Origin of the sequence: Bradyrhizobium sp. CSA207, assembly GCF_029051685.1 — a bacterium.
Taxonomy (GTDB): Bacteria; Pseudomonadota; Alphaproteobacteria; order Rhizobiales; family Xanthobacteraceae; genus Bradyrhizobium.
Map to the genome: position 1 here is coordinate 68,192 of NZ_JAACFT010000018.1, position 18,168 is coordinate 86,359.

Sequence of the window (18,168 nt, forward strand, 5' to 3'; positions counted from 1 at the left end):
CGCGTCACTCGGCTGGAGACCATTTCGGCGACGTGAACCGACCCGCATAGGAGAAGAACAGCGTCATCGACGTAAAATTGTCGATGAGGTTCTCGGACAAAAAATAGATGAGCAACACGGTGTACATGGTTTTCGCCGCTCGCTCCTTCAGCGAAAACATTATGCTGAACACGAAAACGACAAAGATCACGCAGTTCAACAGTCCGTATTCTGCCAGCACGCGCAGGTAATCGTTGTGCGGCGGCAGCGGCAACACGGTCAAGACGCCGGTCTGACTTGCACCGTAACCGAACAATATTCCGCCGAGCCCTAGCGACGAATAAATCTGCCATATGTTCGTCCAGTGGGTGATGCGGAAGAACGCGGACATGTCCGTCGTACCCGTCAAATCGATCAACTGCTTGGTTGACATTCGCGCGATGGTGCTCGGGTCGAGGCTCCAGATAAGCGCTATTGCGTTCAGACCCGTTATCAGTCGATCCAGCGCGCCAAGCGCGTAGGCGGCGAGGCTGGCTATTGCCAACAAGAAGAGCGCGACGAATACTTGTGGTCTCAACGGGAAGAAAGACCAGAGACCAATGGCGACGATGGTTGCCAATGCGGGGCCAACTCGGTTCATGATCGCAGCATTTACGAACTGCGCTATCAGGACCTTGTTTCCGAACCAGGGGGAAACGGCAAAGAAAAGAGCCGAAAAGTACAGCGCTGCCGTGTTTGTGTTCGGAAAATAGGAGAACACGTCAGGATATTCGATGCCGGTATAGACTTTCGTCTGGCCGACCACCTTGAACAGTAGTGGCAGCGCCGCGAGTGCGTAGATGCACCGCTTCTCGGATCGGTGCAACCGCTCCGGCGTAGTGCGGCCTGCGGCGTAGAATGAATAGATGGATAGGAGCTTCAAACCATCCGATAGCTCGAAAGCTCCAAAATTCACCAGATAGCTCGTACCTGTGAAGATGCAGGCGAGCATCAGCAAGATCTTGTAAAAGGCACCGCTCTCTCTCGTTACCAGTACGTGGTAGGCGGACCATGAAATAAGCAGCAGGCTTATCGAGTTGCTCAGGACGTTGAATACACTCGATCCGGTGAAGTGGTAGAGAAACGTCAGGCAGTTCAGGAACACGAGGCCGAAGCAAGTTACCACGAAGAACCGGCCGTGGACGGCCATCGAGGCGGAAACGCGGTGTGGTGTCTCCTCTCTACCTAGAGCTAGATCGTTCACAACAGACTTACCTCCACTTCCTTGGCCCGACGGCTCCTGAGGTGCCCCTTAACAGGCTCAGCCTGCGCGAATTGCGGAAGTCTCAGCGGTCAACATGTCGGCGATCACCGAATCCGATTTGACGGTCGTCAATATCGGTCTGGGCGCTTCGGTAGACGCTGTGGCAATCCGAAGAAGTGGAGCCGACGGTGAAACGTGGAAAACGCACTATATTCGCCAGCGCTTTCGGTCTGTTATGGCGGCGACAGTGGATCATTTACCTGTGCCTGTTGCTCACGTCCGGCGTAGCCTTTCTCTATTACGCGACGGTCGGGGACCGGTACGAGGCGTATGTGCTGTTGCGCGCCGGGCAGGGGATCAAGGAACGTTCCGGCAACGCGACCTCGCCTTTCGGAGAGGGCGTTGACCTTCAAAGCCGGATGGAATCACTGTCGCGCATCGCCAAGATCGACCAGGTTATTTTGGAAGCCGCGAAAAACGTTGGCTACGACAGGCTGTCATCTGATTCAAACCCGACGCTCCTCGCCAGGTTTATGGCATGGGGGAAGGAAATCGATCTTCGGGATGTGTTCGCCAAGGAGCCGGCAAAGCCGCAGCCACTGGCGCAGGCGGAAGCAGAGGAAGACATAGAGCGTAACCAGTCTGGAATTCTCAGTCTGAGAGACCGCATCAATGCCAAGCAGGAGGGCAGATCCGACTTGTTGAGGATAACGTTCCGTCACAAGGATCCATCGATCGCCGCGAGCTATCTGAACGAACTCGGGAACGCACTGGTAACCGTTCAAAGTCTCGATGTTCAAATGCCGGGGGCGCAGGAGTTCTTCCAGCAGCAAACGAAGCGCCTCGAGGAAGAGGCGGAGGTAGCGGCTGCCAATCTGAAGCGATTCTCCGTTGAAGCATCGATTTATGCCGTTGACGATCAGCGGCAACTCCTGCTCAAGCGCGCCAGTGATCTGGCCGCGCTGATCGCCACGACGCGGGGCGCAATCGAGGATAAGAAAGGGCAGAAACTTGCGATCGCGGACCAGTTGGCCGTCCTGCGGCCGGTCACGCAGTCCAAGACCGTGAGCCGAATGGTGAGCACGCTGGCGGGGCCGGACTCTCGAAAGTCCCTCGATTCCTCCGCTAAGCCGCCGGACCAGTTTGAGGAGCAGCCTCCCTTGCTTCTGATCAAGGTCTACCAGGAGAACATGTCGACGCTGATGAAGATAAATGCCGACCTCAACGGGCAGACAGAGCTGCTGGGTCAATTGGGTGCCGAGCTCGAGAAAGTGAATAGGGAACTTGCATCGCTCTCTGCAAAAGAGGCCGAGTACGGAAGGTTGAAGCGCGTTCTCACGACCGCGTCGTCAGCTGCGGCGCAGTATGCAGCCCGCATTCAGGAGGAGCAGATAAGCACCGAGGTCGCCAAAAAGAGCCAGCTTTCCAGCCTCAGAGTAGTGCAGAAAGCGATAACTCCAACGGCGCCTGTATTTCCTCAAGTCTCGCAGCTCGTAGCCTTGGCGCTTGCCGGTGGCTTTCTGCTCGGTCTTGGAGGCATCTTCGGGCCGGAACTCGCGAGAAGCACAATGCATGCCCACCCAAGTCCCGGAGGGGCCGTCGGAGATGACGATCCGGTAAGGAATCTGCTGTTGGTGGCCCGGCAAAGAACGGAAGGACTGAAGGACCTTCATTCTACCGGATTGGCAGACCTCAAAGAAGAAGCGGTTGTCGGCCCCGTTCCTCGATCGACCAGGATGCCTCCGCTCTAGGGATTAACATACCAACGAATCGCTGCAGTTTTCGCGTGGTGCGTCGGCGGCTCCTAATCGGCGCCAAGTGAGTAGACCTTCAGCATGAAGATTTTCAGCATTTGCTGCGTTCGAGACGAGAACGACATTGTCAGCGAGGCTCTGGAGGCCGCTCTAAGCTGGAGCGACAGGATATTCGTTTTCGACAATGGCAGTGTCGATGGAACGTGGGAAACAGTACAGGCCATCGCGAGCCAGAACTCGAAGATCGAGATCGTTGGTCATGACAATCGCATTTTCACCGACGAACTCCGCGGAGAAATATTCGAAACGCGCCGCGGTGTAGCATCTCCGGGAGATTGGTGGTGCAGGTTAGACTCCGACGAAATCTACATTGACGATCCGGCCCGCTTCCTCGCGCGCGTCCCGAACAGCTACGGCTTCGTCCTCTCTGCCACGTTCAATTTCTACTTCACCGACGTCGATCTTCGAAATTACGAACAGAGTCCTTCGGACTGGCTGGATCGGCCGGTGCAAGAAAGGCTCAAATGTTTTCAGAACAATTGGAGTGAACCCCGATTTGTCCGCCACCGCAACGATCTCCGCTGGGGTGGGTTGGTCTGGCCGCATAACCGGGGCCGGACATTTCCGTCGCGGATTCGCTTGAAGCACTTTCCGTACCGCTCGCCTGCGCAGATATCGAGCCGGCTGGAAATACGTCAAAGGCAACCGGCGCTATTCAAGCACGAAGCCAACCGAACGCTTGCAACGGGCTTGCAGCCCGATTGGACAGACGAAGGACTGGCACCGATGCACGAGACAGCCTCCTGGCGGGATCGCGTGCGAAAGGCTGTCGAATGCGACATCGATCGGGGAGATGGAATTTTCACCACGCGAAACGACCTGATGCCTCCGCTTCCGTCGCCGGCCGTGGACCTGGTCAAAGCTGGCTTGCGGCGCAGTCACGTGGGACGGGCAATTTTGTCACCAATTCTCAGGTGGCGTCGGAGCCAGTTCGGTTGGCGGTAAACATTTCGTCTCCATGACACACGCAAGCATCGACAGTTTCGTCAGTGGACTAGAAATCAGGGGAGCAGAGACATGGTAGTCAAGGACCGACTGAAATCGATCGTCAGATCAGCGGGATATGAAATTCGGCGTCATCACCCGGATTTGGTGGAGTTTCTCAACTCTCGTTCTGTCAACCTTGTTCTGGACGTTGGGGCCAACGAAGGCCAGTTTGCGCAAGAACTCAGGTTGCGAGGTTACACGGGCAGGGTGGTCTCCTTCGAGCCTGTCGTCGACGTGTTCGAACGGCTCAAGACGAACTGCTCAGCCGACGAGAAGTGGGATTGCCGAAACCTGGCTCTCGGCGAGACCATGGGCACCGTCGAGATCAACGTCAGCAGGAATACGGCGATGAGCTCGATTGTCAGCCAAACGGAGGTCGGCCGCAACAGCATCTATGAAGCTGATGTGGTCCGCGTCGACAAGGTGCCGATCACGACGCTCGACTCGATGTATTCGGAGTTCGCCGATGATCGTGTGTTCCTGAAGGTCGACACGCAGGGGTTCGAGCAGAATGTATTGCGCGGCGGCAAGAGTTCGCTTCATCGTCTCCTTGGCGTCCAGCTGGAATTGCCCCTCGTCCACCTCTATGAAGGCACCTGGAAGTTTGATGAGGCGCTCCGCTTCATGCGGGAGGCCGGCTTCACGTTGAGCCAGATGCGCCCTGTGACTTACTATTCTCAGGATCCCGCGTCCCTGCTCGAGGTGGATTGCATATTCAGACGGGCTGACTACACCGACGGTGTCAGCTACCACTGACGTCTGGGACATACGGTCAGCGTGTAGCCTGGGGGCGCATCTGGTCGGGGTCAGGCTCCCACCCGGCCGGAGTCGACGTTCGCGAGTGAGAAACCGAACAGGAGCCGGTAGCGCCAAAACGCAATGACGAGAGACGTGAACAGGATTGCTGCGCCAGCCCCGTGGAGTCCGGCGAACGGCAGGAGTGACACCTGCGCAATCACCGAGACACATACCGATGCCACGTTTGTGACCGTCGTCAGCCGATCGCGATGTGCCGTGAACAGGCTGAGGGCTCCGAAATCCGCCATGTAGCGTACGCCGAGCCCTGCAACGATCAGCCAGAAGGCCGACCACTGGGCAGCTAGAGCGGGCTGATCCAGCCACGGCAAAAGGATCTGGAAAGCAAACCCGACCGCAGTGCTAAGCGCCAGTGTGGCGAGCGCTGTCGTCTGCATGAAGCGCCAGGCCAGCTGGCAGTGCGCGGACGAGCCTCCGGTCCGATATGCGCTGATCAGCAAAGGGCGCTGCTTTTGCTGGAGGACCAATGCGAGAAAGGTGGTTGCGGAACTCCCGACCGTCCAGAAGAGGAAGTAGATGCCGGCGACCTTCAAGCCCAGCAACAATGTAATGAGATAGCGGTCGATGTACTGGCTCGCAACAAAGCCGAGATCGCTTACCAGCATGAGGAGGGACTTCCGGATCGCTCCGGTAATCACCGAAGGTCTAAACGGACGGGAAAAGGACGCTCGCCATGGCCAGGACCAGCTCAGGAAAACGAAAAGACCTATCGAGACGACGCTTCCCGCCAGCCAAAAACCGAACAGGCACGGAAGTGCCCTAAAGCTCGGGTCCCAGATAGCGAGCGGAACATAGACGAGAATCCAGGCCGCGCCGCGAATAAAGCCGATGGCGTTTGCCGAGAGGTGATGCTGCAGGCTTGAAAGAAGATAGAAGATGTCGTTACCGACATGTTCGAACAGGATCACGGCAACGATCAGGACCCATAAAGCGGAAGTTCCAAGGACGATGGTAACCAGAATGGCGATCGTCAAGAGAACCATGTAGGCCGAGATCACGAAAGACCAGTAATGGCGCATGCTGTCGATCATTTCGCCTGCGGGAGCGGTGACCGCGTCGCGCATCAGCAGATGGTTCATTCCAAGATTGACGACGATCGGAACGGCCGCAATGGCGCCGGCGGCAAGTCCATACAAGCCCAGTGACGACAGATCGAGATAACGGGCAATGAACAGGGCGAGGCCGAATTTGCAGCCCATGACGCTGGCCCGCATGGCCATGACCACAAGATCGACGAGGAGCCGGTTGAGTGAAGCGGGCACGGCTGCGGCGCTCATAATGTAGACGGTGAATCAGGCACAGCGAACCACCAGTATGTTCTGTACCCGACCGGCCACGACGCCTCCGGACGCCCGTTAGATCGAATGGATAGTGACTCGTTATGTGAACTGATGACCATGAACTCGCTTCCGTAAGGAATCCTACATATGTCGAGTCCCCCGGATTTGAGGGGCGTCAATAACCGCATGGCTGAGAAGATGTGCGTGACTGCGATTGCCGAGCGAGGCGGCGCATGTTGCGTAGCCCGACGACGCCGTGGTGGGTGCCGTCAGGCTAGTTGCTCCGGTGTGCTGTGCCTCAGCCGGCGCAGCCGGGCGGCAAGACGTTGTGGACAAAAGGTCACAGCAACGAAGCGAAGAACGGCCCTCAGGCTGATACCGTAAAGGTCGTGACGAAATTGCCAGGCGACGTTCAAGGTCTCCTGAATGCTGCCGCCGCTCTTGCGGTAATCGGATAGCGTGATCAGCCCGCGGCGCGCGAAGCAGCGCCTGGCCTGGATTTGGATGGTCTTGCGCATCTGCGGGTCCTGGACATGAACCTCCGCGGTCTGTGCGATCAGATCGGCTACCTTGCGCCCGTCGTGCAGAAGCTTCTCGACGCCCAACCGAGCCGTCTCGGAGTCGTCGTGATAGGTGTAGGTCGCGCAGGCCTCGTTGATCAACCCAGCTCTGCCCAGCAGCAGGAGCGGCGCCCAAGCGGCGACGTCGGCGGTGTGCGGCAGATCAAGCGGGATCCCTCCTCGTTCGCGCAGGAGTTCGGTCCGCATCACCACACCGCACATATTTACTGTGATCTGATCGGTCAAGAAGGCCTTCAGAATCGCGGCGCCGTCCCGAATGCCTGTATCGCAGAGACGACTGGTACGCGGGGGCCTCGTCTGCCCGAGCGATGCAGCATGAAGATTGCTTAGTGTAATGACGCTCGAAAGCTGCGGCTGTTGCTTGATGAGGGCCGCTGACCGCTCGAGCAGCCACGGCATGACCCTGTCATCATCGGAAACGAAGACTATGTAATCGCCCTTGGCATTCTCGAGACACGCATTCCAGTTTGGGAGCAGGCCGATATTCGTTTCCTGGTTGATGACTCGCAATCTTGTGTCGCTAAAGCTTCTCAGAACGCGGACGGTATCGTCCGGCGAGGCGTTATTCGAGACGAGGACCTCGAAATGGGGGTAGGTCTGTGACAGCGCCGACGCAATGCATCCCTTCAGGAGCGCGGCCCGATTATATGTAGGAATGGCGATCGTCACGAACGGGTAGTCCCGGCCAGCCCGAAAGTTGTGGTTCGCGACCGTTTGCATGGAATCTAACGATGCGACCTTCGTGATGTTTACAGAAGGTACCATGGTTCAGGATTGCCGAACGTAGCGCATCAGCAATGCTCGCGAGGGCCATGTGTCCGACCAAATATGCGTCGGTTTCTGATCAGAAGTGAACCTGGTGGCGTGCACGACCGTCTCCCATACTCGATCATACAAAGCGCGCATGGACGGCGAACGGCATCATTCAGGGCACGCCCAGTGTCAACTAGTGCAGAGTGGGCTGACCCGAGTTGACGACTATCAATTCCGCCTCGCTGCTCTCGAACTGCGGCGGCGTACCCCTCAGGCATGCTCATTCCGCGTTGCCCGGCCTGCGTTCGCGTACTCGATCGGGATTTGCCTCGCGTGGGCTACAAGTCCACGTGGCGTCGTCCCAAAAAGGTGCCGTTGTGCGACACCCTTTGGGCTGCGTTCGCTCAATCGCCGGCGAACTAGTGCTGCCAGGGAAGGGAAAGTGTCTGCGTGGGAGAAGCGTTAGCTTCACCGGTTAAGACCCTGCTGGTCTCGGCGCCGGAGCTGATGACAGCGGTCGCCGCATATTGGTTCATCAGCGCCATTGCATGACTTGCATCACTCAGCAGGGACGACGAAGCGGCGCTTGGCGGCTTGGCAACCAAGGAAACGTTGTCATAGAGCGCACCCAGTCCATCACCAGACTGGCCTGCCAGCTCGCGGAATGTCAGGCGGTCCTGTCCGCCGGTGCCGGTCACCGTGAAGTCATAGCTTTGCCAAGTGCTACCGGGTGGAACCACGTCAATGACCGAGCCGTTCCACAACACCGCAATTGAGCAGGTAGAGCTTGTGAACCCCGGCCGAGAGCGCGCGTCGAAGGAAAGAGCGTATTCTTGTCCGGCGACGGTCTTTACATCCTGGTACAAGCCATCAAGAGCTCCGGCAAAGTCCAACTCGCCGTAATTGCCTCCGTTGCTGGCCTTCACGCCGTTGAGATTGTTCCAGAGCTCGATGGTGCCGCCACTGATGGCGTGCCAGCCCTGAATGGAATTAAAGGCTCCCCACCGACCGTCCTGCAAGGGCGCCAGTGATGACGACTCGAAGGATCCGTTCACAAGGAGATTCGTACCCGCTGCCGGCGATGACGTGACGGGCTGGGACGTGGCGGTGGTGAGTTCAATATTGTCATAAAGCGCACCGAGTCCGTCACTGCCTTGGCCCGCCACCTCACGGAAAGTGAGGCGATCCTTGGCACCGGTCCCTACCACCTTGAAGTCGTAGGTTTGCCAGTCGGTGCCGGGAGGGACAGTGGCAATGAGTGAGCCATTCCACAACACCTCGATCGAGCAGGTCGAACCGGTGAAGCCAGATCGTGAGCGCGCGTCGAAGGACAAGTTGTAGGACTGTCCGGCAACGGTCTTTACGTCCTGGTAGAAGCCATCTCGAGTGCCGGCATAGTCGAGTTCGCCGAAATTGCCACCGTCGCTCGCCTTGACCCTGTCGAGATTGTTCCAGAGCTCGATCGTGCCACCGGTGATCGCGGTCCAGCCGGAAACGGCCTGGTAGGCTCCCCAACGGCCGCCGGCGAAGGGCGCCAAGGTAGTTGCCTCGAACGATCCATTGACCAGCAGGTTCTGGCCTGCTGCCGGCGGCGAGGTGACGGGAGGAGTCGCACTCACTATCACATTCAGGGCAGCGGATTTCGAACTGACGTTGCCCGCAGCGTCCGTGGCGTTCGCGATGAACGTGTGGGTCCCGTCTGGCAATTGCGCCGTGGTGAGGCTCCAGGCGCCGCTCGCATTCGCTTTCGTCGTGCCAATGACGGCCGTCCCTTCAAACACCTTCACAGTGCTGCCGGCTTCCGCCGTACCACTCAGCGTCAGTTGTTTGGCGTCCGTGGTCTTGTCTCCGACTGTACCCGTATCGGGCGTAAACGCAGCGATCTTGGGTGCTGCCGGTGCCAGCGTGTCCGGCGGCACGACCGGAGGCGTTTGTGAAGATCCGAGCAGCGGCGGAGGCAAGTCTGCCTGGAATGCCGCACTGCTCATGGAATAGTAGCCAACCGTCCTCCATTGGGTCGACAGCTCAACCCAGTTGCTGCCACCAACGCCCGGATTGTTGCTGTGGTCGGAAAGAAACGGAGCCGTCGCGTTGCGCCACCAATCGACGCCTACCATGGCCACCAGTTTCGCGTTCGGATCGGTCGTCCTCATATCCATTTGGACATAGACGCCGTCAACCGTTCCAGCCGCGTATGTCCCTCGCGATCCATACCAGAAATGATCATTGTAGCCGGCCGTAGGGGCATCAAAGCTCGCGGCGCCACCTGGTAGTCGAGTCACCTGCATCGGATAGGCTGAGTTGCCGGCGAAATCGGCGACGAAATGCCCCCCTCCCAGACCAAGCTTTGACTGGTCCTGCACCAGCACCCATTGGCCGGTTTCCTTGATATGCACATAGGTTTTCGCGTTCGCGACTTCGACATCTGCGTTCGGCGAGGCGGCGGCTCCTTCCTCGGTATAAACTTGCCCCCAACCCTCGACGGCGGAAAAGCCTGGAGGCGGGGTCAGCTGACCACCAGGGTTCCAGCCCTTGTACCAGCTGTAGCTGTGCGGCACGCCGGCAGGAAACCCCTCGCTTCGACCAAGCGTGTTCTGATTGATCAGCTCCGATAACGAAATCGCCATTTCAATGTCCCGTTGGAGGTGTCGGTATTATGAGAGCAGCAATCAGCGTTGACCGGGCGAGCACCGCCTGCGGCCCTAAAGCATGATCGCCTCGCGCCGCTCACGCTATCCGAACGCAATTTCTGCTGAGACGCGATAATCACAAAGAACGGCCGCACGCCCGCACGGCCCAACTTCCAAGCGTCACTGAGATCGGCCTTGCCGAATCACATTGAGTCCTTCCCCAAAAAGATGAACCAAGCCACAGAAAAATTCAATCGACGCGCGTATCGAACTCGTTGCAGCTCGCTTGAGACCTGCATGGATTTTATGCACCGGCCGCTAAATTGGGCTGTCGACGCAATGCAAACCGACCTCATTCTCAATTTTGACGCTCGCAACAGAATTTGTCGCCAATGTGATTGAGCTGTTCCCGAATGGGGTGTTAGTGCGGCGTTCTTCGATCAAAGAGAGACGATGAGGGTGGTGTTTGTCTCTTTCGAAGAGCGAAAGGCGCTTGAGCGCTCATCGTGCTACAATGAAGAGTTATAAGCTGTTTTTCGCCTTCACCCGTTGTATAGCAAACGCGTCTTCAGCGGACTTGCGTCGAATTGTCTCGCGTCAGTTGGGCGCGTGCACGGCTTCTCGAACTCGAGCGTCCTGGGCATCGCGTTGACTCGATTCGCGCATTGTTCGGCAGCTAGGCAAAGGCCAGTTGCTGATCGTTCTGCGCCGCGCATTATTGAGAAGCGTCAATTCGACCCCGGAAAATAGCGGCTAAGCACTCGGAAAGCTGGCATCGCTTCCCTGATTTGCCGGGTTGCTCGAGACGGAAGGCATGACGTGATCGGTTTTCGCGCGGAGACCGGAGTGTCTCCTGTTCTGTCGGACTGGCTCGACCTCGCCCGCGGACTTGCTGCCGTCGAGGTCGTGGCATTTCATTCCTATCAGTTGATGTTCATGGAGAAGCTGCCGAGTGAGAGCTATGACCCGGCGATCAAATTGGTCTATTCCGTTCTCTGGGCCCTAAGCGCACATGGCCCTGCTGCCGTTCTGGTGTTCTTTGTCTTAAGCGGCTACCTGGTGGGTGGGCCTGCGCTGGTCAGAAGTCTGCGCGGACAATTGCATGTAATCGACTATTTCTCCGCGCGCTTTGCACGGCTCTATGTCGTACTTCTGCCCGCGCTGACCATCTCCTTCTGCGTCTATATTTCAGCGCAGCAATCCGCGGGCTGGCAGACCTATGTTTCCTCTCATCAAGACGTCTACAACAGTGCGGCAATCTTCCACGCGCCTGTCGGTGTCGCGACCGCAATCTGCAATGGCTTGTTTCTCCAGACGATAGCTTGTTCGGAATTCGCCGGAAACGCGGCCCTGTGGAGCTTGTCGAACGAGTTTTGGTATTACGTGCTGTTTTTTGCGCTGATTTCGGTCCGCAAGACTCCAGCTTACGGTCTGCTCATCATCGCGGTTTTCGGATTGTTCGTGATGGCGGAGCACTTCGATAGAAGCGGCACGCATATCGGCCTGAAACTCCTTTTCTTCTTTGCCATTTGGTGCCTCGGTGTGATCGCCTACGCCGTGACTGCACCGATCTGGGCGTGGTGTTGCGGCTTTCTCGTGAGTATGGGCGGCTTGTACCTTGTCACGTCCAAAGGCCATTTCCCTCAATGGGCCGCGTTCAGCCTGGCCGTGGGGTTGGGCGCAGCCGCGTTCATTATCGGCCTCGACTGTCTAAAGGTGCGACTACCCTCATTGCTGCGAAGCGGCAGAGAACTCGCAAAATTCAGCTTTTCATTGTACGCGATTCACTACCCGATCCTGTTGCTGCTGAACGTCACAGTTGCAGGTGGTCGTCAGGATTTCACTCTCGCATCAGTCGGGCTTGACACGAGCTTCATCCTGACTTGCCTGCTCGCCGCAGGCATCGTCTATTTCATGTTCGAAAGTCGTACGCTTGCGATCCGAGACTGGTTAAAGGGCATTATGCTGTACGGCATAGCGGGCGGTGGTCGTATATTCCGTCCGACAGCGATCGCTGACGCCGTTAGTTCGCGGAGCGCGCTCGCGGCAGATCGTGCGATGATGATGCCTGGTGCGGTGGCAAGGCCGCCGCTGCAATCGTCCGGCACCGACGCTACGCTGGTGCAGATCGCCTCTGCGCAAGCGCGATATGGGGCGCCCGCGGCGAACGTTCCGATGGTGCTGCTGAATGACGGCCATGCACTGCCTCAACTCGGCTTCGGTGTCTGGCAGATCGACAATGCGCGCGCACCTGAGGTCATCGCTACTGCGATGAATGCCGGCTATCGCTTGATCGACACTGCGGCGAACTATGGAAACGAAGCCAGTGTCGGCGTGGCCTTGAGGCGGATGAATCTGCCGAGAAGCCAGTTGTATGTCACGACGAAGCTCCGTAACGAAGATCACGGATACGATCGGGCAATGCGCGCCTTCGAGGCCAGCGCTGCGAGGTTGCAACTCGACGTGATCGATCTGTACTTGATTCATTGGCCATGTCCTCAACGCGCGGCCTACGTCGAAACCTGGCGTGCGCTCATTGAGCTCCAGAAGCAGGGACGTGTTCGGTCGATCGGGGTGTCCAACTTCGCGGCCGATCATTTGGAGCGCATCATCCATGAGACCGGCGTCACACCGGCGGTGAATCAGATCGAATTGCATCCCGCTTTTCAGCAGCAAATGCTGCGGAATATCCATGAACGCTACGGCATCGTGACCCAGGCATGGAGCCCGCTCGGTCGGGGCAGGGCTCTTGACGATCCGAGGATCCGGGCCATCGCAGAGCGCAGCAGCCGTGCGGTCGCGCAGGTTATTCTTCGCTGGCACCTCGAGACCGGCTCTATCGCGATTCCGAAATCGGCAAACGCGGCCCGCATGGCTGAAAACATCGATCTATTCGGCTTTGAGCTGACCAGCAATGACCATGCTGTAATTGCGGGGCTGGACCGGCCCGATGGACGGATCGGCCCCGATCCGGCAGCCTATGGGCAAATGCGCATCCTGCGCCGGTTGACCCGACGCTTCTTGACGACCTGATTGGCGCGCGTCCGCGGCGGCAGCTGATGAACGCTGGACAAACGTCCATTCTACCGGCTCGGATCATCATCCCAGCTCGTGTGGACCGTTTGCTTGGGAGACGTCGCGTGCGCGGGTTCCGCGGAGCGACGAACCAGAAAGCCCCAAGCGGGTACAAGGTGATTTCGTGCACGGTCTACGAGCGTCGAGACGAACGCGAGAATGATCTTCTTCCTCGCCATCACCTTGGATTCAAGCAGATGCCACGATGCTATCGCGAAGATGAGCGTCACGGCGAGGCTGAGCCCGAAATTGACGTACCACACGCGGTGATCGGGCAACAGCTGAGCCACTGTCTGCTGCACCGGAAATCCATACAGATACACGCCGTACGAATAGTCGGCGACCTTGGCGATCGGTCCGGTGCTGAAATTGAGCAGTCCGAGATAGACCGTGAGGTAGGCAATGAAGATAGCGGCGAGATCCTCGCCGGCTCGGGTCGAGGCGAGCACGGAAACAACGAAACCGGCGGCGCTGGCCAGAAAGAGCCAGGGGGAATACGCGATCCTGCTTCGGTTCAGGAATAGCGCGACCCCGCACAGAAAAGCGAGGACCAGCATTCGGCCTGGGGGCGCGGCCGGCGAACCCGGCTTGCCGCCAAGCAAGTCGCGCAGCGCCAATGCGATAATGATGAACAGAACGGCGAAGAGGAACAGCCGGTTGCGCTTGGTTAGGCCGATCAATGCCGCCGCGCTGATCGCCAGATAGCATTCGAGCTCGTGTGGGATGGTCCAGAGCTGGCTGTTCACCATGTTTGGTACGGGCAAGTCAGAAAAAACGCCCGGCAGGTAGAAGTGAATATCGCCGATCGTATTGAGGAAGTAGCGGAAGAAGTCCGGATCGGTGAAATACTGCGACAATGGGAGAGTCGTAAAGATTGAACCGATCAATATCGCCGAGATCATGACTTCCGCGGTCAGCGCAGGAGAGATTCGAATAATCCGTAATACGGCGAATGACGGAAGATTGTTGCGCTCGAGGCTTCCTGCGACGAGGAAGCCGCTCAGCGCAAAGAAGGCCGGAATGACAAGCCAGACCAGTGGTTTGAGGGGGCCGCCATAGAACCACTGCTCGGCGGCCACACCGTAGCACACCGCGACGGTATGCCAGAGGATTACTGCGACCGCCAATGTGATGCGCAGGACGTCGAAGCCCGCGGGCCTCCCCTTCGTCGCTTCCCATTTGTCTTCAATCGATGTCATCGCTCGGTCCTGCCGAGTGTAATACGAGGTCGCTCTGATCCTTGACTATGAGCGGTTGGGACCGGGAAGTTGACAAGCGTCAAATCGTCGACGTGAGTGTTGTGACGGCGCGGTAGGCTTGTTCGCAGCATGCGTGCTGCGGGCAAACGTGTCGAGCGTTGGTGCGCGACCGGCAACGAAATGGAAGTTGGTCCGCTAATCGTGCCGACGACTAAGGGCTGCGCTCTGCCAGTCAGTTCAATGCGACTTAGTCGAGTTGACGGTTATCAACTTGGTCTTGCAGCTGCGACCTAGGGTCCGATCTCGTCGCCCCATCCGCGATAGTCCATCCGGATGAGTCGGGCGGTGTCCCTGAGACAGGAGATCCCGATGAAGGTTGTCATTCTCGCCGGCGGCTATGGTACGAGATTGAGCGAGCATACCTCGGTGGTTCCAAAGCCATTGGTTGAGATCGGTGGTCGTCCGATCCTGTGGCACATCATGAAGCTCTATTCTCATCACGGCCTGAATGAATTCGTTATCTGCTGTGGTTACAAGGGCACGGTGATCAAAGACTATTTCATGAGCTACCTGTCTCATCAGGGAGATTTCACGCTCGACCTCCAGTCCAATCGCATTGAAATGCATCGAAGCGGCTGCGAACCCTGGAAGGTGACGCTGGTCGATACCGGCGAGAAGACGATGACCGGTGGCCGGCTTAAGCGGGTGCGCGATCATCTCGGGGATGCGACGTTTTGCATGACGTATGGCGATGGTGTCTGCGACGTCAACATACGCGAATTGATCAAGTTTCATCACCAGCAAGGCGCGCTGGCGACGGTCACTGCGGTACAGTTGCCTGGCCGCTTCGGCGCGATCAATCTCTCCTCGGACCGCCCGCGCGCAGCGCAGTTCCGCGAAAAGGACGCGGGCGACGGCCAGGTCATCAACGGAGGCTTCTTCGTCGTGGAGCCGCAGGCCCTCGATCTTGTCGACGGTGATAGCACAAGCTGGGAGAGTGAACCGCTGACGCGGTTGATCGAACAGGACCAACTCGCGGTCTATAGGCACCGTGGTTACTGGCAGAACATGGACACCTTGCGCGACAAGACTGTGCTGCAAGAGTTATGGGATGCAGGCAATCCGCCTTGGTGCGTGTGGGGCAAGGGTGGCTTCGCGGCGACTGCGAACACGACGACGCCGAAGCCGGCCATTGCCCATCAAGCCACGTTCTGAGGAGATGATCACATGCGCATTCTCTTCACGGGAGCCGACGGATATATCGGTGCGGTGCTCGGTCCCAAACTGCTTGAGCGCGGTCACCACGCGACCGGTATTGACACGGGTCTGTACCGTCGTGGTTGGCTATTCGATGACGGCAGGACACGGCCGATGGTGATGTCACGTGATACGCGGCAATTGTCGCGGTCCGATTTGGTAAACTTCGACGCTGTGGTTCACTTGGCGGAACTGTCCAATGATCCGCTCGGGGAGAACAATCCCGCCATAACGATGGAGATCAACCACCGTGGATCGGTGGAGTTTGCGCTCAAATGCAAGGAAGCGGGCATCGAACGATTCGTCTATGCGTCGTCTTGCAGTATCTATGGTGCGGCAGGGGGCGACCTGAAATCCGAGACGTCAACCTGCGATCCTCAAACGGCCTACGCGCGATGCAAGGTACTGGTTGAACGTGATCTCGTCGCGTTGACAGATTCCCGCTTCACGCCGGTGTTGTTGCGCAACGCGACAGCCTTTGGAGCATCCCCCCGACAGCGCTTCGACCTGGTCTTGAACAATCTTGCCGGCTGGGCGTTCACGACGGGAAAGATACGCGTCATGAGCGACGGCACGCCTTGCCGTCCTCTGGTCCATATCGAGGACATCTGCCAGGCAATCCTGTGTGCCCTCGAAGCGCCACGCGGGGCAGTCTGCGCCGAGGCATTCAATGTTGGCGACGAAACCCAGAACTATACGGTGCGCGAAATTGCAGAGATCGTGAACGAGACTTTTCCCGGTTGCGAGCTATCATTCGGTCCGAGCGGCCCAGACAATCGCAGCTATCGTGTATCTTTTGCAAAGATTAAGGCTCACATGCCAAGCTTCCGCTGCGGATGGAATGCGCAGCGCGGTGCGCGGCAATTGAGAAGTGTGTTCGAACGTATTCAGTTGGACGATGCCACGTTCAATGCGGCGCCCTTTACTCGCCTTTCCGAGCTTCGCCACTTGCAAGACACTGAGCAGTTGGATTCCCACTTGCGATGGACGCCGATTCCCGAATTCGTTCCGGGGGCGAGCGCGTTATCATTGGTCGGAGGCTGAGCGCCGGTGGATGCGCCACAAGTGCGATAGCTCTAGGCCGTCGACGCACGTGCCACGACAACAAGCGGAGCCTTACAATCTATTGACTTTCAATCTGTTGACTTTCTCTTAAGCTATTATATTGTTTTTGCAGTGCCGCATTTTGGTCACGGTCCGGTTGCCAAGAGCGGCTAGGATTCAAGTCGATATTCAGACGGGGCGATTTTTTGCTCGCACTTTTGTCAGTCGAGCTGCCAAGGATGTGAGCATTCCGGGTAAGAGTACGGATTGCTCGAGGATTGAGCAGTGTCTGTTATATTAGTAGTCGATGCGCACAGTGTTTATCGTAGCGGCCTCCGGGACGTGATTGGGACCCGGTTCAAGAAATCTCGCGTTGTTGATACCTCGGGGCTCGAAGGCTTCGATCTGGAGACCAGTTTCGATCTGATTTTGATCGACCTCGGCTGCCTCACCCCGCGTTCGCTCGGTTTTCTTGCTGAAGTATTCGACATAAGGCCCGCGACGCGTATTGCCGTGATGTCAACGTCGACTACGCGTGAGGATGTGTTGAGGTGTCTTTCGGCCGGCTTCCACGGTTTCGTGCCCAAGCTTCAGTCGGATGAGGAATTGCTGGCCGCGATCGATGATTTGTTGTCGGGGCGCATCTATGTACCCCGGTGGCTGGCTGATGATGACGTCCGCCGGCCAGAAATTGCTCAGACGGTCAACTTCGATCTGGAGGCCCTGCGATTGACGCGCCGGCAGAACGAAATTCTTCCGCTCCTGGCTCAGGGAATGTCGAACAAGGAGATTGCGCGCGAACTGAGTATTGCGGAAGGGACCAGCAAGATTCATACAGCGGCTCTTCTTCGCGCGCTCGGCGCTCGCAATCGCACGGAGGCCGCGTTTATGGCCGCGAAGCTGGTCGGACCCCGAGACCGGCTAACCACGAAAATGAAGAGCAAGAGGTTCGTGATCAACAGGAGCAATGGCTCAGGTTTCGATCAGATCTCCGGCACCCGGTGGACCGGCCGTTCTTTCGAAGACCGGCGGAGCGATCGCCGCCTTCTCAAATGAGCGGCGTCATCATCTTGTCACGTCTTCGGGCGGGATCCGGCGCGCTGCCCGCGTCCAGGAATTAGCAAACGAAGCGGTCGACGTGGCGCGCCGACGAGCCTTTGGTTCGCCGCACTTCTCGGCAAGCGCCAGAGCCTGCAGGAAGGCAAGTGTATCGTTGCCGCCGAATTGCGCTGCGCGGTTCTTCAGGCTGCGTCTTCGCCGTCTTCGTGGGGCATTTTTCAATATACCGGCATCGCACTCGAAGTTCCACCAAAGTGGATAATCTCGGGACGCCTCTGGAAACTCAGACCGTTAAGAGTTACTGCGGGAGCGCGCCTTGTGCATGCTTCGCGTCTGTTGCCCCGCTGTCGCAAATCGGTGCGAACGAATGTAGGCGCGGAAATCGGCGCGACTGCCGCAGAGTCGCGCATCTTGCCAATCGTTTGCACGAATTTTTCGCTCGATTGAGTGA

The 18,168-nt window shown here is 57.9% G+C and carries 12 protein-coding genes and 1 pseudogene; 8 read left to right on the plus strand and 5 right to left on the minus strand.

Going from position 1 to position 18,168, the window contains the following annotated elements; all coding sequences use genetic code 11:
* Positions 1–4: 4 nt before the first annotated feature.
* On the minus strand, positions 5–1,222 hold the full coding sequence (locus GWG65_RS21135) for an O-antigen ligase family protein (protein WP_275197486.1): 1,218 nt from the start codon (positions 1,220–1,222) through the stop codon (positions 5–7).
* 188 nt (positions 1,223–1,410) lie between these two features.
* Between GWG65_RS21135 and GWG65_RS21140 the strand changes: the two genes are divergently transcribed.
* The 3 genes from GWG65_RS21140 to GWG65_RS21150 all read left to right on the plus strand — a co-directional run bounded on the left by GWG65_RS21140 (position 1,411) and on the right by GWG65_RS21150 (position 4,779).
* Positions 1,411–2,973, plus strand: a complete 1,563-nt coding sequence (locus GWG65_RS21140; RefSeq protein WP_275197487.1) for a hypothetical protein — start codon at positions 1,411–1,413, stop codon at positions 2,971–2,973.
* Positions 2,974–3,057: 84 nt separating this feature from the next.
* Positions 3,058–3,981, plus strand: a complete 924-nt coding sequence (locus GWG65_RS21145) for a glycosyltransferase family 2 protein (protein ID WP_275197488.1) — start codon at positions 3,058–3,060, stop codon at positions 3,979–3,981.
* 72 nt (positions 3,982–4,053) lie between these two features.
* On the plus strand, positions 4,054–4,779 hold the full coding sequence (locus GWG65_RS21150; RefSeq protein ID WP_275197489.1) for an FkbM family methyltransferase: 726 nt from the start codon (positions 4,054–4,056) through the stop codon (positions 4,777–4,779).
* A 50-nt stretch (positions 4,780–4,829) separates the two neighbouring features.
* Here GWG65_RS21150 and GWG65_RS21155 read toward each other — a convergent pair whose 3' ends face one another.
* From GWG65_RS21155 to GWG65_RS21165, 3 genes are all read right to left on the minus strand, one after another.
* Positions 4,830–6,116 (minus strand): polysaccharide biosynthesis protein, encoded by a 1,287-nt coding sequence (locus GWG65_RS21155; RefSeq protein ID WP_275197491.1) that lies wholly within the window; start codon positions 6,114–6,116, stop codon positions 4,830–4,832.
* A gap of 272 nt (positions 6,117–6,388) precedes the next feature.
* Positions 6,389–7,369 carry a glycosyltransferase family A protein gene (locus GWG65_RS21160; protein WP_275197492.1) on the minus strand — a complete coding sequence of 327 codons (981 nt, stop codon included), beginning with the start codon at positions 7,367–7,369 and terminating at the stop codon, positions 6,389–6,391.
* Positions 7,370–7,872: 503 nt separating this feature from the next.
* Positions 7,873–10,080, minus strand: a complete 2,208-nt coding sequence (locus GWG65_RS21165; RefSeq protein ID WP_275197493.1) for an Ig-like domain-containing protein — start codon at positions 10,078–10,080, stop codon at positions 7,873–7,875.
* Positions 10,081–10,929: 849 nt separating this feature from the next.
* Here GWG65_RS21165 and GWG65_RS21170 point away from each other — a divergent pair.
* Together GWG65_RS21170 and GWG65_RS21175 are read left to right on the plus strand one after the other, a co-directional pair.
* Positions 10,930–11,934 (plus strand): annotated as a pseudogene (locus GWG65_RS21170) (acyltransferase); the annotation flags it as partial.
* Between the two features lie 324 nt (positions 11,935–12,258).
* Positions 12,259–13,116 (plus strand): aldo/keto reductase, encoded by an 858-nt coding sequence (locus GWG65_RS21175; protein ID WP_275197596.1) that lies wholly within the window; start codon positions 12,259–12,261, stop codon positions 13,114–13,116.
* A 50-nt stretch (positions 13,117–13,166) separates the two neighbouring features.
* Here the strand turns inward: GWG65_RS21175 and GWG65_RS21180 are convergent, their stop codons facing one another.
* On the minus strand, positions 13,167–14,357 hold the full coding sequence (locus GWG65_RS21180; RefSeq protein WP_275197495.1) for an acyltransferase: 1,191 nt from the start codon (positions 14,355–14,357) through the stop codon (positions 13,167–13,169).
* 369 nt (positions 14,358–14,726) lie between these two features.
* On the opposite strand from GWG65_RS21180, the gene rfbF reads away from it, so the two are divergent.
* The 3 genes from rfbF to GWG65_RS21195 all read left to right on the plus strand — a co-directional run bounded on the left by rfbF (position 14,727) and on the right by GWG65_RS21195 (position 17,714).
* Entirely contained in the window at positions 14,727–15,572 is an 846-nt protein-coding gene (gene rfbF / locus GWG65_RS21185; protein WP_275197496.1) for a glucose-1-phosphate cytidylyltransferase, read from the plus strand.
* A 12-nt stretch (positions 15,573–15,584) separates the two neighbouring features.
* Entirely contained in the window at positions 15,585–16,658 is a 1,074-nt protein-coding gene (locus tag GWG65_RS21190) for an SDR family oxidoreductase (protein ID WP_275197498.1), read from the plus strand.
* A 285-nt stretch (positions 16,659–16,943) separates the two neighbouring features.
* Entirely contained in the window at positions 16,944–17,714 is a 771-nt protein-coding gene (locus GWG65_RS21195) for a response regulator transcription factor (protein WP_275197499.1), read from the plus strand.
* Positions 17,715–18,168 lie beyond the last annotated feature (454 nt).